Source organism: Enterobacter sp. Ap-867 (genome assembly GCF_011752855.1).
GTDB lineage: Bacteria > Pseudomonadota > Gammaproteobacteria > Enterobacterales > Enterobacteriaceae > Cedecea.
The window spans coordinates 1,137,143-1,152,567 of record NZ_VWWS01000001.1 but is presented as its reverse complement, the minus strand read 5'-3'; the positions used below and the strand labels follow the sequence as shown (position 1 = coordinate 1,152,567).

Here is a 15,425-nt window from a genome sequence, read left to right as displayed (position 1 = left end):
ATCCTCATTAAATGAAAGTGCGGTCATCGCAGGATCAGACTAATCCACGGCTGTAGTTTGATGAATGCAGCGTAAGGATTAATAATTAATGCTTATATGTTGTGCGATAATTTATTGAAGAATAAGGCTAAGAATTCGCCGAGTGCCCTTCTCTTTATCGGCTATTTTTTGCATTATGGGCGAATGATTCATTCCCTAACACAGACAGGATTAACAATGCCAACACTGGATCCGCAGCAGCTTGCCAAACGTATTGATACCGTGCTGGATATTCTGGTTGCCAAAGATTATGCCTCCGCGATAAACAACCTTGAGATCCTTAAAGCGGAATTGCTGAGCATAAATAACGATGAAAACAAGCAGGACGGCGAGCAAAAAAAATCGCCCTGGGAAATTTAATTCTTTTGGAAATATAGGCCACCGCGAACGGTGGCCATAAATGATTAGAGCGTTAACGAGCCGAAAGCCCCCTGCCAGTCTTTTTCAAACCCGTCTATCGCCGCCGTCACCGCAGGCGTGACCAGCATCTGTTCAACCACATCAATCGGCAGCGTGATCGCTTCGCAGCCGGCCAGAAGGCATGACATCGCCTGGTGCGGCGTGCGGAAGCTGGCCGCCAGCACTTTCGCGTCAGGGGCATGCAGCGTCAGAAGCTGCTGGAGATCCTGTACCATCTGAATCCCGTCCCCGCCCTGAGCATCCAGCCGGTTCACATAAGGCGCAACATATTCAGCGCCCGCCAGCGCGGCCAGTAGCCCCTGCGTCGCGCCATAAACTGCCGTACCCAGCGTTGGGATCCCGAGGACTTTAAGCTGTTTAAGTGCCGCCAGGCCTTCCGGCGTAGTGGGAACCTTAACAACCAGCCCCGGTACCCGCGTGGTTAGCAGCTGTGCTTCTTTCACCATTTCATCAGCCTGGTTCGCAATCACCTGAGCAAACAGCTGACCTTCGCCCCCCAGCGCGTCCTGCAGTGCAGGCAGCACTTCCCACAGGGATATTCCCGCTTTGGCAACGATGGAAGGGTTGGTGGTTACGCCCTGCAGCGGCAGAACACGGGCAAGACGCTTAACGGCGGCAACATCTGCGGTATCTAAATACAGTTCCATTACGCTCTCCAGAATTAGAGTCATCTCTCATTGACCGCATCATAACCCGACTGTCGATTGCTTAGCTGATCAATATCAATATAACTTTCATTCGAAAGTAATTTAATTTACGAAAGAAACAAAGAGAGAGAATGCCATGCTGTTCAATATTCAGCGCTACTCCACGCACGATGGCCCAGGGATCCGCACGGTGGTCTTCCTGAAAGGATGCTCGCTGGGCTGCCGCTGGTGCCAGAATCCCGAAAGCCGTAGCCGTGAATGCGACGTTTTGCTGGACCGCCGTTTGTGCATCGCCGGCTGCGAACTTTGCCAGCAGGCCGTACCGGACGTGGTTTCCCGTGTAGACAGCGAACTGGTTATTGCCCGTGGCAAACTCAACCCCAATGCTATCAATGCGCTGAGAGAGTGTTGCCCTACCCAGGCGTTGACCGTCTGCGGTGAAGTAAAAACGGCGGATTCTATTATGGCCACCGTGCTGCGCGATAAACCTTTTTATGCTCGCAGCGGAGGGGGAATTACCCTTTCCGGCGGGGAGCCTTTTATGCAGCCGGAGCTGGCGCGGGAACTGCTACAGCGCAGTAAAGAGGCCGACCTGCATACTGCCGTGGAATCCTGCCTGCACGTGCCCTGGAAATACATTGCGCCTTCATTACCTTTTTTGGATTTGCTGCTGGCGGATCTTAAGCACGTAGACAAAGCACGCTTTCAGCAGTGGACCGACGGCAACGCCGAACGCGTGATAAATAACTTTCGCAAGCTGGCCGCCCGCGGCGTAGAGATGACCATCCGCGTGCCGTTGATTCCCGATTTTAACGCCGATGAACGTTCCATCCGCGCCATCAGCGATTTCGCCGCCGACGAAATTGGCGCGAAATCTATCCATTTTCTGCCTTATCACACCTTAGGGATAAACAAATACACCCTGTTGGAGCAGCCCTACCTGGCCGCCAGCAGGCCGCTTGATGCACCAGACCTTCTGCACTTCGCCGAACAGTACGCCAGCCAAAAAGGCATGACAGCCTGGATTAGAGGATAATCATCATGACCGAACTGAACCTGAATTTTCTCAGCCCACGTATAAAGGCGCACAAAGAAGCGCTGATACATATCGTGAAGCCGCCGGTCTGCACCGAGCGTGCCCGCCACTACACTGCTGTTTACCAGCGGCATCAGGATAAACCGCTGCCGGTTCGCCGCGCGATGGCGCTGGCCCATCATCTGGCGGAGCGAACCATCTGGATCAAACATGACGAGCTGATCGTCGGCAACCAGGCAAGCCATGTGCGCGGGGCGCCGTTCTTCCCGGAATACACCGTGGGTTGGATTGAGAGCGAAATCGACGATCTTGGCGACCGTCCGGGTGCCGGCTTTTCAATTTCCGACGCGGATAAAGCGGTCATGCATGAAGTTTGCCCCTGGTGGCGCGGACAAACGGTGCAGGATCGCTGTTATGGCATGTTTACCGACGAGCAAAAGGCACTGCTGGCGACCGGGATCATAAAAGCCGAAGGCAATATGACTTCCGGCGACGCTCACCTGGCGGTGAATTTCCCGCTGCTGCTTGAGCTGGGTATTAGTGGGTTGCGTGACAAAGTCGCCGAGCGACGCGGGCGTTTGCAACTTACCGACTGGGACGACCTGCACAAAGAACAGTTCCTGAAAGCCATTGATATGACTTTTGTTGCCCTGAGCGACCATATATTACGCTACGCAGAATTGGCGAAGAAAATGGCCTCCGACGAAAAACGAGAGGCACGCCGGGATGAACTGTTGGCGATCGCTGAAAACTGCGAACATATCGCCAGCAATCCGCCGGTCACTTTCTGGCAGGCTTTACAGCTCAGCTATTTCGTACAGCTTGTACTGCAAATTGAATCCAACGGGCACTCCGTCTCCTTTGGTCGGCTCGATCAGTACCTTTATCCGTGGTACCGCCGGGATGTAGAATTACAGCGAACCACCAGCCGGGAACAGGCCATTGAACTGCTGCAAAGCTGCTGGCTGAAGCTGCTTGAGGTGAATAAAATTCGCTCCGGCTCGCATTCAAAAGCTTCCGCCGGCAGCCCGCTTTACCAAAACGTCACCATCGGAGGACAAACGCTGGTGCACGGCGTCGCGGTGGATGCCGTTAACCCGCTCTCCTGGGACATTCTTGAGTCCTGCGGCCGCCTGCGCTCAACGCAGCCTAACCTCAACGTTCGCTATCACGCCGGGATGAGCAGCGACTTCCTTGATGCCTGTGTGCAGGTGATTCGCTGCGGATTCGGCATGCCGGCGTTTAACAATGATGAAATTGTTATCGAGGCATTCATTAAGCTTGGCGTTAGCCGGGAAGATGCTTATGACTATGCGGCTATCGGCTGCATTGAAACCGCCGTCGGCGGAAAATGGGGCTACCGTTGCACCGGCATGAGCTTCATCAACTTTGCCCGCGTGATGCTGGCAAGCCTTGAACATGGCCGGGATGCCACCAGCGGGAGCATCTTCCTCCCACAGCAAAAGGCGCTGTCTGAAGGCAATTTCACTTCGTTTGACGAAGTCCTCGAAACCTGGGACCAGCAAATTCGTTATTACACGCAAAAATCGATCGAGATCGAATGCGTGGTAGATACCGTGTTGGAAGAAAACGCGCACGATATTCTTTGTTCGGCGCTGGTGGATGATTGCATTGAACGAGGCAAAAGTATCAAGCAAGGTGGCGCCAAATACGACTGGGTTTCAGGACTTCAGGTCGGGATTGCCAATCTTGGGAATAGCCTTTCAGCCGTAAAAAAACTGGTCTTTGAACAGGGCATCATCGGGCAGCAACAGCTGGCGGATGCCCTGGCCAACGATTTTGTCGGGCTGAGCGGCGAGCAGCTTCGCCAGCGACTAATCAACGGCGCGCCAAAATACGGCAACGACGATGACGAAGTCGATATGCTGCTCGCCCGCGCCTATCAAACCTACATTGATGAACTTAAGCGCTATCACAACACGCGCTTTGGCCGCGGCCCTGTTGGCGGAACATACTACGCGGGAACCTCTTCTATTTCAGCAAACGTGCCGTTTGGCGCAGCCACGATGGCCACACCGGATGGCCGGAGAGCACATACACCTTTGGCAGAAGGCGCCAGCCCCGCGTCCGGGACCGATCATTTTGGCCCTACGGCGGTCATCAGTTCCGTGGGCAAACTGCCGACCAATAAAATCCTCGGCGGTGTTTTATTGAACCAAAAACTGAATCCTTCAACGTTAGATAATCCACGCGATCGTGAAAAATTAATGTTTATGCTGCGCACCTTCTTCGAATCACACAAGGGCTGGCACGTTCAGTACAACATTGTCTCCCGCGAAACACTGCTTGATGCCAAACAAAATCCTGATAAATATCGAGATTTGGTGGTAAGGGTTGCAGGATACTCGGCCTTCTTTACGGCCTTATCTCCTGACGCGCAGGATGATATTATAGCCCGCACGGAACATACTCTTTGACGAGAAGGCGGGGTTAATCCCCCGCCTGACTACTGGCTGACATGAACTCAAGACAACAAATTATCCTGCAGATGGTTATCGATCAAGGCCGGGTTAGCGTCGCCTCTCTGGCGAAAACAACCGGCGTTTCAGAAGTCACCATCCGCCAGGATTTGAACCTGCTGGAAAAAAATAATTACCTTCGTCGCACGCATGGCTTTGCTGTCCCGCTGGATAGCGATGATGTTGAAACTCGCATGATGAACAACTACACCCTCAAGCTGCAGCTTGCGCAATATGCCGCCTCGCTGGTGAGTGATGGTGAAACCGTGTTTATCGAAAACGGCAGCAGCAACGCGCTTCTCGCCCGTACTCTGGCGGAGCAAAAAAAGGTCACGCTGATCACCGTCAGCAGCTACATCGCCCATTTGCTGAAAGACACCGATTGTGAAGTCATTCTGGTCGGCGGGATCTATCAGAAGAAAAGCGAAAGCATGGTCGGGCCGCTTACCCGCCAGTTTATCCAGCAGCTGCATTTCAGTAAGGCTTTTATCGGCATCGACGGTTTCTTGCCGGAAACCGGTTTTACCGGGCGCGATATGCTGCGTACCGACGTGGTGAATTCTGTGCTGGAGAAAGGTAGCGAGGCCATTGTGCTGACGGACAGCAGCAAGTTTGGCAACGTGCATCCGTATACTTTGGGCCCGATTTCACGCTTCAACCGCGTTATCACCGACGCCGCAATTAGCCAGGAGACGCTGGAGCAACTGAAAGCAGTCCACCTGCAGGTGGATATTGTTGACCCCTACGCCGCCGTCTAAATCTCTGCTGCCCGCGCCGCGCGTGGGCTTCTTCTCTCTCAGAATATTCCCACGCTGGAATTAAGAGTTTTTACCTGTGTTAATCATACGGAAAAAATAGAATAGAATTTAGCGATATAACAGGGAGTAATAAACGCACCTGCCCTTTTTTAAGCTTATATCGCGACATCGTTTCACGAACCGCCCGGTAAAGTGGTGAATTCTTACTATACTTACCTGAGACTGGCTTCCGTGAATCAATTATTCTGGAGAAAGTATGATGACCTTAAATAACAAAAAAATGGCCGCTGCAATGCTGGCTATTACCCTCGCAATGTCCCTGAGTGCATGTTCTAACTGGTCTAAGCGTGACCGCAACACGGCAATCGGCGCAGGTGCCGGTGCGCTGGGTGGCGCAGTACTGACCGACGGCAGCACGCTGGGTACGCTTGGCGGTGCGGCAGTAGGCGGTATTATCGGTCACCAGGTGGGTAAATAAGGCAGGACGCCAGCAAAAGCTAACTCGCTTTGACGAATTCATTACGTGTTAATTTTCAGGTCTGACTAACAGCAGTAAAAATAAAAGGCCACGGTATTTGCCGTGGCCCAATAATTAATATTATTCCGAATTACCCGCCCGCGAGTTTCACTTTCATGCCTTTCGCTTCAAGCAATGATTTTATCAAATCGCGCTTATCGCCCTGGATTTCAATCACGCCGTCTTTGACCGCGCCACCGCAGCCACATTTCTTTTTCAGCTCCGCAGCAATGGCTGCCAGCGTCGCATCGTCGGCATCAATACCAGAAATCAGGCATACGCCCTTCCCTTTGCGGCCGCTGGTCTGCTTTTGAATGCGCACAATGCCGTCGCCTTTTGGGCGCTGAACTTCAACTTTAGGTTCGTCTATACGCCCGGTTTCCGTGGAGTAAACCAGCCGGCTGTTATTGTCTTTCATCAAGCCCCCTGCACCAGCGAGGCGCGAATATCGCGCAAAGTCTGCGCCGGGTCAGCCGATTGGGTGATCGGACGCCCAATGACCATAAAGTCTACTCCGGCTTGCAGAGCCTGCTGCGGTGTCATGATGCGGCGCTGATCGCCGGCATCACTGCCCATCGGGCGAATGCCTGGGGTAATAAGCTTGAATTCTCGGCCTAACGCCGCCTTAAAACGTACCGCCTCTTGCGCAGAGCACACTACGCCGTCCAGGCCACACTCTTTGGTCAGCGTCGCCAGACGCTCGGCATAATCTGCCGGGCTGGCGGTAATGCCCAGATCGGCCAGGTCGCTGGCTTCCATGCTGGTCAAAACGGTAACGGCGATCAGCAACGGCGCATCTTTCCCAAATGGGGCAAGTGCTTCTTTTGCGGCGCGCATCATTCGGGCTCCACCCGTAGCATGAACGTTGACCATCCACACGCCCATTTCTGCAGCAGCAGCTACGGCCCGCGCGGTGGTGTTCGGGATATCGTGGAATTTCAGATCGAGGAAGACATCAAACCCGCGCTGTTGCAGGTCACCCACCAGCTGTGGACCAAACAGGGTAAACATCTCCTTTCCAACTTTCAGACGGCAGTCGCGCGGGTCGATACGGTCGACAAAGGCCAGGGCGCTATCGCGATTATCATAATCAAGAGCAACGACTATCGGCGATTCAGTGGCAACACGGGAGGAGGATGACGCAGTTGAATTCATGGCAAAACCTTCTGACTGTTGGGCACCAGCGCGGCGCAAAAAAGTTAAACGGCAGCATTCTACTCGTCAGCCAGGTAAATTTACAGCCGCGATTGCCCCCTGCTAAGCGAAAGTTGCACGATGCTGAAGCTGGGGACGATGAAGCATTTAATAGTATGTTGTAACTAAAGTATGGATTTTTAAAAAACGCGGGCTATTGCCCATCCAGCCCGCGAATTGGTTTCACCGTTGACCAGGCGCGGCAGGATGGGCAATGCCAGTACATGGTGTAGGCAGTAAAGCCGCATTTTTGACAGCGATAGCGGGGCTTGGTGCGAATTTGCTCGCCCACCATATCCCTCAGTACCATCAAGCTTTCTTTCGCTCGCCCTTCCTCCGCCTCATGCAGGTGGTAATCCATCAGACGATGGAATACCCGCATTGTTGGATGCCGTTGCAGTTGACGGTTGATATACATCTGAGCCGTTTCAGCGCCTTCGCGCTGCTCGAGAATGCTCGCCAGCATAAGCTCTGCCACTGCCCCGCTGTTTTCTTCCACGCAACGCTTGAGGAAAGTTTCCCACTCGTCAGGTTTGCCTAGCTGTTGATAGCACACCTGCAGCATCTCCAGCGTTTCGCTGACCAGTTCGCTATCTTGCTCAATTACGCGTTTTAACGAATCTACCGCTTTGGCATATTCGCCTTTTTCCATGAAAATACGCCCCATCATGATGGAGACCCGGGCGCAATTTTTATCTGCAGCCGCCCCTTTTTTAAGCAGGGACATGGCCTTGTCCGTGTCGTCATTGCCAATGTTTTGCAGCGCAAGTTCACAGTAGAAGTGCGCGATTTCCACACGCTGTTTGTCTTTGCCGAGCTTAACCAGCCGTTCGGCCACGTCGATGGCTTTCTGCCAGTCGCTTGTTGCCTGGTGAATTTGCAGCAGCTGCTGCAGCGCGCTGATGCGGAAGTCGGTTTCGTCGATAAGCTGGCTGAACATATCTTCGGCGCGGTCATAAAGCCCGGCGGCCATGTAGTCTTTGCCGAGTTGCTGCACGGCAAGCAGACGCTGGTCGTAGTTCAACGACGCGCTTTCCATCAGCGACTGGTGAATACGGATAGCCCGATCAACCTCGCCACGCTGGCGGAAGAGATTCCCTAACGTGAGGTGAGCTTCAACGGTGCCGGTGTCCTCTTTAAGCATGTCGAGGAACAGATCAACCGCTTTGTCCTGCTGGTTAGCCAACAGGAAGTTCACCCCGGCGACATAGTCGCGAGAAAGGCGACTGGCCTCCTGCTGTTTGTCTTGCAGCGCACTTCTGCGCCCCATATACCAGCCATAAGCGGCTGCAATGGGTAACAGCAGAAACAGCAGTTCCAACATAAAAGATTATTCCTTCACGGCCGGCACAACGGGCGCCGAAACATCAGTAGTAGGGGTAACCTGTTGCTCAAGACGTTTAATTTTTCGCTCAGCACGGGCCAGGGACACACGGACGCGCAGCCAGAACAGACCGCAAATCAGCCATCCAAGAATAAACCCTGCCGCAAACAGCGTCGCCAGCAAAGTAGACACCCGGTACTCGCCTTGCGCTAACAGGTAATTAAAGTTCACAACCTGATCGTTTTGCGCCCCTAAAGTGATAGACACCACAAAGATGGCAAGTACCAGTAAGAAAATGAGTAAATATTTCACATGACATCCCGTTATGTGGTCACAGCTGGCTTAGCTATGCCAAAAATGAGTCCCGGAGGTATAAACTACCATTTCAGGCGAAACCGGGGAATCCATTAACCTCCCCGAATGCATAAGAAATGGGGGTTAAAACACTATTCTCAACTTTTTTCATGCCGTTCGGCTATTTCCTGGTCTTCTTCTGCAGGCGGAGTCAGCGGCCCACACCAGCGCTGCGCCAGCCAGGTCGCCAGAATAACTAACAAACCAGAGATAATCGTGGCGACAACCAGGTCACGTGGCCAATGCATGCCCAGCCACAGTCGGCTTCCCATTACGCCCGTTGCCCATAACAACAATACCACCAGCGTAAACGTCCGCCTGCGCGGCCAAAGTAATCCTACGCCCAACAGCGCCCAACTGGCAGCAAACATCGTGTGACCAGAAGGAAAAGCGAAGCCGGTTTCGAACTGCCAGTGTTTACGTAACCACCCGGGAATTTCATCCTGCCCTTCCAGCTGCGCTTTCACCAGTTCCGCACGCTGAGTACGCTTTAAAGTGTAGAACTGGTCGGTAGTGATATGGTGAGTTTTTTCAAGCCAGACGACGAATGGCCGGGGTTCCTGCACTTTGTTCTTGATAACGGACTTAATGCCCTGACCTATAAGGATAGCGGCAGCGAGGATAGCAAATAACATCAGCGCAGGCTTAAGGCGATAACGCAGGCACCACAGAAACCAGGCACAAAGCACAACATGCGTAATGACTCCCCAGGGCTGCGTCACGGTCTCAGTGACCCAATAAAGCATTTTTAACACGCTTTCATCGCCCCCAGGGGCCCATTTCCAGCCGCTGAACCAGACGATTAACGGCATGATTAACAGAAGCGTTGTGCCTGCGGTGATGCGTTTTGCTATTGCCTGCATGAAAACCTCATGATAATGAAAGCCTTTAAAGAATAACCGAAAAATGCCCAGGAAGGTTAAACCGCGATGCCGTCATTGGCAAAAATGGCTTTTTAATCTGTCAATGAAGCGAACGACCGCGCGTTATGGCAAAATATCTGACATTAACGTACAGGCCAGACTTCTGGCAGACACCACGGTGTCAAAATAAGTACCTGGAGAATCACATGCAGCTTAAACGTGTGGCAGAAGCCAAACTGCCAACCCCCTGGGGCGATTTCCTGATGGTGGGTTTTGAAGAAGTGGCAACGGGGCAGGATCATGTTGCCCTGGTTTTCGGGGATATTAGCGGTGAAGAGCCCGTGCTCGCGCGCGTCCACTCCGAATGTCTGACCGGTGATGCGCTGTTCAGCCTGCGCTGTGACTGCGGCTTCCAGCTTGAAGCCGCGTTAACCCACATAGCTGAACAAGGCCGTGGCGTGCTGCTTTACCATCGCCAGGAAGGCCGTAATATCGGGCTGCTGAATAAAATCCGGGCCTATGCGCTGCAGGATAAAGGCTACGACACGGTAGAGGCTAATCACCAGCTCGGCTTTGCCGCCGACGAACGTGACTTTACGCTGTGCGCCGACATGTTCAAGCTGCTGGGCGTGGATGCCGTGCGTTTACTCACCAACAACCCGAAAAAAGTCGAAATTTTGACTGAAGCCGGGATCAACATTGTTGAGCGCGTACCGCTCATCGTCGGCCGTAACCCGAAAAATGCGCATTATCTCGACACTAAAGCCGCCAAAATGGGCCATCTGCTGTCTGAGTAAAGACGCTCATCTCGTAAAAAAGCCCCTTTTCAGGGGCTTTGTCGTTTCTTACTTCAGCATATTCCTGATCACATAATGCAGGATGCCGTCGTGACGGAAATAGGTCAGCTCATTGCCGGTATCAATGCGGCAGCGGCAATCAATGACCTGTTGGCGCCCGTCGGCAAAGGTCAGCGTAACCGGCACGCTGGCGCCAGGTTTCAGTTGGTTTAACCCGCTAATATCCAGCTTTTCCTCCCCCGTCAGCCCCAGCGTTTTTCGCGTGACGCCCTGAGGGAACTCCAGCGGTAAAATGCCCATGCCGATAAGGTTCGAGCGGTGAATACGTTCGAACGATTCGGCAATGACCACCCGGACGCCCAGCAAGCGAGGGCCTTTGGCCGCCCAGTCGCGGCTTGAACCGGAGCCATACTCTTTCCCGGCGATCACCGCCAGCGGAATGCCCCGCTCTTTGTAACGCATTGCAGCGTCATAAATAGACAGAACTTCTTCACCCGGCAGTAACCGCGTCATGCCGCCTTCAACGCCTGGCACCATCTCGTTGCGAATACGAATGTTGGCAAACGTCCCGCGCATCATGACTTCATGGTTACCACGACGCGAACCGTAGGAGTTAAAGTCTCTGCGCTCTACGCCATGCCCCTGCAGGTAGCGCCCCGCCGGGCTGTCAGGTTTAATGCTCCCCGCCGGGGAAATATGGTCGGTAGTGACTGAATCCCCCAGCATCGCCAGCACGTTAGCCCCGTGAATATCTTCCACTGGTTTTGGCTCGGCGCCCATCTCGTCAAAGAACGGCGACAGTCGGATATAGGTTGAGTCGTCCTGCCAGCCGTAGGTGGCCGACCGCGCCACCTCAATGCTGCGCCACTCTTCGGTACCTTCAAACACTTCAGCATATTCTTTGTGGAACATCTCGGTAGTCACCTGCGCGACAGCCGCAGCAATTTCCTGGCTGCCCGGCCAGATGTCTTTCAGGTAGACGTCAGCGCCATTTTTATCCTGCCCTAATGGCTCTTTAGTCAGGTCGATGTTCATGTTTCCAGCCAGCGCGTAGGCGACGACAAGCGGCGGTGAGGCCAGCCAGTTCGTTTTCACCAGCGGGTGAATACGGCCTTCGAAGTTGCGGTTGCCGGAAAGCACCGCGCCCACGGTAAGATCGCCTTTTTTAATCGCCTGCTCGATAGGATCGGGCAGCGGACCAGAGTTGCCTATGCAGGTAGTACAACCGTAACCCACCAGGTTAAAGCCCAGCTCATCAAGGTATGGGGTTAATTTGGCTTTCGCCAGATAATCCGAGACCACCTTAGATCCCGGCGCAAGCGAGGCCTTCACCCAGGGCTGCGGCTTCAGCCCCAGACTGACGGCTTTTTTAGCCAGCAACCCTGCCGCCATCAGCACGCTGGGGTTTGACGTGTTGGTACAGGAGGTGATAGCGGCAATCACCACGGCGCCATCCGGCAATTGATGCTCTTCGCCCGCCAGCGTGTAGCTGACCGGATGACGATCTTTGTGGGAAGCGTTGACTTCAAGCTCGTTGCTGGCGGCAAACGCTTTTGGCACTCCGCCGAGCGGGACACGATCCTGCGGGCGTTTTGGCCCGGCCAGGCTTGCCTCAACGTCATGCATGTTTAGAGAGAGCGTGCTGGTAAACACGGGTTCATCTCCCGTATTGCGCCACATGCCCTGCGCCTTAGCGTAAGCTTCAACCAGAGCCACCTGCTCTTCGCTACGCCCGCTGAGGCGCATATATTCCAGCGTTACGCCGTCGATCGGGAAGAAACCGCAGGTCGCACCGTATTCTGGAGACATGTTGGCGATCGTTGCCCGGTCGGCGAGCGGCAACGAATCAAGCCCGTCGCCGTAAAACTCAACAAATTTGCCCACTACGCCGTGTTTACGCAGCATCTGGGTGACGGTCAGCACAAGGTCCGTCGCGGTGATCCCTTCCCGCAGTTTGCCCTCAAGCTTAAAGCCGACCACATCGGGGATCAGCATAGATACCGGCTGGCCCAGCATCGCCGCTTCAGCTTCGATACCGCCCACTCCCCAGCCCAGCACGCCAAGGCCATTAATCATCGTGGTATGCGAGTCGGTGCCAACCAGCGTGTCAGGGTAAGCGACAAGTTCGCCGTTCTGTTCTTCACTCCAGACGGCTTTGCCCAGGTACTCAAGGTTCACCTGGTGGCAAATGCCGGTACCGGGTGGCACAACGCTGAAACGGCTGAAGGCCTGCTGGCCCCAGCGTAGAAAGACATAGCGCTCGTGATTGCGCTCCATTTCAAGACGAACGTTTTCCTCGAAGGCATCGTTGTCGCCGAAATGGTCGACGGTCACCGAGTGGTCAATCACCAAATCGACCGGGGAAAGCGGGTTAACTTTCGCCACATCACCGCCGAGGCGCTTAACGGCCTCACGCATTGCGGCAAGATCGACCACCGCCGGTACGCCAGTGAAGTCCTGCATCAGTACCCTGGCAGGACGATAGGCAATTTCGCGGTCGGCGTGGGCCTGTTTCAGCCAGCCGGCCAGGGCATGAATATCTTCGCGGGTGACGGAGTCTTCATCCTGCCAGCGCAGCAGGTTCTCCAGTAAAACTTTTAGCGACTTAGGTAACCGGCTGATATCCCCCAGCTCTTTTGCGGCCAGCGGCAAGCTGTAGTAATGCCAGGTTTTATTTAGCGCCCGTAGAGTGTCCTTACTGGCTTCGCGTAGGGTTAACGACATAGCTCCTCCTTTATGACAGGGATAGCGAGTGCCCTGATTATTCGCAGGGTCACTATTAAAGATAACACAAACCTGCCGTAACGATTTGATAACAACCCAAATTGATAAATGAGGCGAAGGGAATAAACCGTGAATAAACAAACGCCCCAACGGAATGTCGGGGCGAGAGGCGAATCGGGAGGATTATTCGAAGCAGTAAGACAGCGGCGCTCAGCCACTCAACGAAGATTAATTCGCGAAGACACGCAGCACTTCTACCCAAAACAAAGCAGACAGCGTGAAAGCACCGATCCATGACCAATATTTCACGGCATTGTTATTATTCATAGAGTTAACTCAATGTGACTATATGCAACAAGACTGCTTAATTAAGCAATCACCAGAATGTATTGCTGTGTGTAATTATTAGTGAATAACAGGTTGCCCTGCGGCAAATAAAAAGCACGTTTAATTCCGCAGAAAAAATAAACAATTCAATAACGATTTTATTGTTTTTTGCTATCGTCTTCAGAAAACAAATCAATAAAGGCCTGCTGCTGTTTCGTCAGCGTCCAGCCTTCAGGTGGCGTGCTTCCCTCTTTCTTAACGTCTTTTCGTGGTTTGCCGCTGTTGCGGGCCACAACTTTAGGTGCAGGACCCCTATCCCGAGTAGACATAGCTACCCCCAAAAATGCCAGGCAACCAGCGCCACAACCAGCCAGAACAAGGCTGACACCAAAAACACCGCCATCCATGCCTTACGTTTCAGGGATGGATCCTGCTGCGATTCCTCACTGCCTGAAGACATTGCTAGCCTCATACAATCGACACCACTTATCGTAACGTTTCTAAACAATCGGTATAACTAATCGCCAGTTGGGATTAATCCTAAAGAAACTCTAGCTCAAAAGCCAGAAAAATTGCGCAATAAGCAGGAGAAAAGATTTAATCTTTTGACCTGAAATAAATAATCGAAACGCCAGGTTTGCGCAACCACGAATTATTTACTAGCTGTGTCTCTTAATTGCGACACAATAACCATTAGCAGGATGTGGCTTATTTACGGGAATGGGAATAGACGAAGAAATGCGTTTAATTCTTGTTTAATAATGACTCGGGTATCTTCGGATGTGCCGAAGATACCCTGGGGAATTATTTGGCGGGTAATTTTATATCTTTAAACATCGCTTCAATATCTTCGTTCGAGCGTAATGCCACGGCGGTATCCACCACGTCACGGGTTAAATGTGGCGCAAAACGCTGAATAAAATCATACATATAACTGCGCAGGAAAGTGCTGCGACGGAAACCTATTTTCGTCGTGCTGTGGCTAAATACGCCCTGGGCTTCGATACGGACTAAATCCGGGTCTGAAATCGGATCTACCGCCATGCTAGCAATGACCCCTACTCCGAGTCCCAGGCGAACATAGGTTTTAATCACATCGGCATCGGTGGCGGTAAAGACGATTCGCGGCGTTAACCCTGCGCGGTTAAAAGCAGTGTCCAACTCGGAACGGCCGGTAAAACCAAAGGTGTAGGTGACCAGCGGATACTGCGCCAACTCTTCGATGCTAACCGACTCTTTCGAAGCCAATGGGTGATCGGGCGTAACCACAATGGAGCGGTTCCAGTGGTAGCAAGGCAGCATCACCAGGTCATCATAGAGATGAAGCGCTTCGGTGGCGATAGCAAAATCGGCATTGCCTTTGGAAACTGCCTCTGCAATCTGCGTCGGCGAGCCCTGATGCATATGCAGTGAAACCCGAGGATAACGCTCAATAAAGCCTTTAATCACGCCAGGCAGCGCATAACGGGCCTGTGTGTGGGTTGTCGCCACATAGAGCGAGCCTTTGTCAGGCCAGGTGTGTTCTCCGGCAACGGATTTGATGGCGTCGACTTTCGACAGCACTTCACGGGCGATACGGATAATTTCCTGCCCCGCTGGCGTAACCTGGGTCAGGTGTTTTCCGCTTCGGGCAAATATTTGTATTCCCAGTTCGTCTTCCAGCATACGAACTTGCTTACTGATCCCCGGCTGAGAGGTATAGAGCCCTTCCGCCGTAGAAGAGACATTAAGATTGTGGTTTACGACTTCAACGATATAACGCAGCTGCTGTAATTTCATAGCTTACCGTCCAGGGTCAAAGGCCCCGGCGCAATGGGCGGGGTTAAGACGCAGAAAAAACGAAAATTGACATTGCTTTACTCACTATATCAGTTATAGCTACTTTGTATAGATGGGATAAAAAGATAATAAACGAGTTATATAAGGCGCCATAAAAAAACCGGAG

The 15,425-nt window shown here is 53.0% G+C and carries 17 protein-coding genes; 6 read left to right on the top strand and 11 right to left on the bottom strand.

Translation table 11 applies throughout. The annotated features are described in order from the left end of the window. Nucleotides 1-216: 216 nt before the first annotated feature. Nucleotides 217-399 carry a protein YciZ/DeoL gene (yciZ, locus tag F3J26_RS05500; protein WP_008461338.1) on the top strand — a complete coding sequence of 61 codons (183 nt, stop codon included), beginning with the start codon at nucleotides 217-219 and terminating at the stop codon, nucleotides 397-399. Nucleotides 400-443: 44 nt separating this feature from the next. Here the strand turns inward: yciZ and fsa are convergent, their stop codons facing one another. After that, entirely contained in the window at nucleotides 444-1,106 is a 663-nt protein-coding gene (gene fsa, locus F3J26_RS05495) for a fructose-6-phosphate aldolase (RefSeq protein WP_166992106.1), read from the bottom strand. A 136-nt stretch (nucleotides 1,107-1,242) separates the two neighbouring features. Here fsa and F3J26_RS05490 point away from each other — a divergent pair, with 136 nt between their 5' ends. From F3J26_RS05490 to osmB, 4 genes are all read left to right on the top strand, one after another. After that, the gene (locus tag F3J26_RS05490) at nucleotides 1,243-2,142 is read left to right on the top strand and encodes a glycyl-radical enzyme activating protein (protein ID WP_166992103.1); all 900 of its coding nucleotides are present in this window, start codon (nucleotides 1,243-1,245) and stop codon (nucleotides 2,140-2,142) included. A 5-nt stretch (nucleotides 2,143-2,147) separates the two neighbouring features. Further along, entirely contained in the window at nucleotides 2,148-4,580 is a 2,433-nt protein-coding gene (locus F3J26_RS05485; protein WP_166992100.1) for a formate C-acetyltransferase/glycerol dehydratase family glycyl radical enzyme, read from the top strand. 41 nt (nucleotides 4,581-4,621) lie between these two features. Then, on the top strand, nucleotides 4,622-5,380 hold the full coding sequence (gene yciT, locus F3J26_RS05480; RefSeq protein ID WP_166992097.1) for a DNA-binding transcriptional regulator YciT: 759 nt from the start codon (nucleotides 4,622-4,624) through the stop codon (nucleotides 5,378-5,380). A 259-nt stretch (nucleotides 5,381-5,639) separates the two neighbouring features. Then, nucleotides 5,640-5,858, top strand: coding sequence for an osmotically-inducible lipoprotein OsmB (gene osmB, locus F3J26_RS05475; protein ID WP_166992953.1), 219 nt, complete (start codon nucleotides 5,640-5,642; stop codon nucleotides 5,856-5,858). A 130-nt stretch (nucleotides 5,859-5,988) separates the two neighbouring features. On the opposite strand, the gene yciH is transcribed toward osmB, so the two are convergent. The 5 genes from yciH to pgpB all read right to left on the bottom strand — a co-directional run bounded on the left by yciH (nucleotide 5,989) and on the right by pgpB (nucleotide 9,632). Next, nucleotides 5,989-6,315 (bottom strand): stress response translation initiation inhibitor YciH, encoded by a 327-nt coding sequence (yciH, locus tag F3J26_RS05470; RefSeq protein ID WP_166873417.1) that lies wholly within the window; start codon nucleotides 6,313-6,315, stop codon nucleotides 5,989-5,991. Continuing rightward, nucleotides 6,315-7,052 (bottom strand): orotidine-5'-phosphate decarboxylase, encoded by a 738-nt coding sequence (pyrF, locus tag F3J26_RS05465; RefSeq protein WP_166992093.1) that lies wholly within the window; start codon nucleotides 7,050-7,052, stop codon nucleotides 6,315-6,317. Before pyrF ends, yciH begins: the two co-directional genes overlap by 1 nt. A gap of 193 nt (nucleotides 7,053-7,245) precedes the next feature. Then, complete coding sequence (gene lapB / locus F3J26_RS05460) at nucleotides 7,246-8,415, bottom strand: lipopolysaccharide assembly protein LapB (RefSeq protein WP_008461326.1); 1,170 nt, start codon at nucleotides 8,413-8,415, stop codon at nucleotides 7,246-7,248. 6 nt (nucleotides 8,416-8,421) lie between these two features. Continuing rightward, nucleotides 8,422-8,727 (bottom strand): LapA family protein, encoded by a 306-nt coding sequence (locus F3J26_RS05455; protein WP_008461324.1) that lies wholly within the window; start codon nucleotides 8,725-8,727, stop codon nucleotides 8,422-8,424. 140 nt (nucleotides 8,728-8,867) lie between these two features. Further along, the gene (pgpB, locus tag F3J26_RS05450; RefSeq protein ID WP_166992090.1) at nucleotides 8,868-9,632 is read right to left on the bottom strand and encodes a phosphatidylglycerophosphatase B; all 765 of its coding nucleotides are present in this window, start codon (nucleotides 9,630-9,632) and stop codon (nucleotides 8,868-8,870) included. A 206-nt stretch (nucleotides 9,633-9,838) separates the two neighbouring features. Between pgpB and ribA the strand changes: the two genes are divergently transcribed. After that, on the top strand, nucleotides 9,839-10,429 hold the full coding sequence (gene ribA, locus F3J26_RS05445; protein ID WP_008461322.1) for a GTP cyclohydrolase II: 591 nt from the start codon (nucleotides 9,839-9,841) through the stop codon (nucleotides 10,427-10,429). A 48-nt stretch (nucleotides 10,430-10,477) separates the two neighbouring features. Here the strand turns inward: ribA and acnA are convergent, their stop codons facing one another. The 5 genes from acnA to cysB form a co-directional block, all read right to left on the bottom strand. After that, nucleotides 10,478-13,153 carry an aconitate hydratase AcnA gene (gene acnA / locus F3J26_RS05440; protein WP_166992086.1) on the bottom strand — a complete coding sequence of 892 codons (2,676 nt, stop codon included), beginning with the start codon at nucleotides 13,151-13,153 and terminating at the stop codon, nucleotides 10,478-10,480. Between the two features lie 228 nt (nucleotides 13,154-13,381). Continuing rightward, nucleotides 13,382-13,480, bottom strand: coding sequence for a small membrane protein YmiC (gene ymiC / locus F3J26_RS22650; protein WP_286180188.1), 99 nt, complete (start codon nucleotides 13,478-13,480; stop codon nucleotides 13,382-13,384). Nucleotides 13,481-13,638: 158 nt separating this feature from the next. Continuing rightward, a complete protein-coding gene (locus F3J26_RS05435; protein WP_157141453.1) occupies nucleotides 13,639-13,809 on the bottom strand; it encodes a YciX family protein in 171 nt (56 codons plus the stop codon). Nucleotides 13,810-13,811: 2 nt separating this feature from the next. Next, nucleotides 13,812-13,970 (bottom strand): YmiA family putative membrane protein, encoded by a 159-nt coding sequence (locus F3J26_RS05430; RefSeq protein ID WP_502706581.1) that lies wholly within the window; start codon nucleotides 13,968-13,970, stop codon nucleotides 13,812-13,814. A gap of 314 nt (nucleotides 13,971-14,284) precedes the next feature. Then, on the bottom strand, nucleotides 14,285-15,259 hold the full coding sequence (cysB, locus tag F3J26_RS05425; RefSeq protein ID WP_008461319.1) for an HTH-type transcriptional regulator CysB: 975 nt from the start codon (nucleotides 15,257-15,259) through the stop codon (nucleotides 14,285-14,287). Nucleotides 15,260-15,425: the final 166 nt, after the last annotated feature.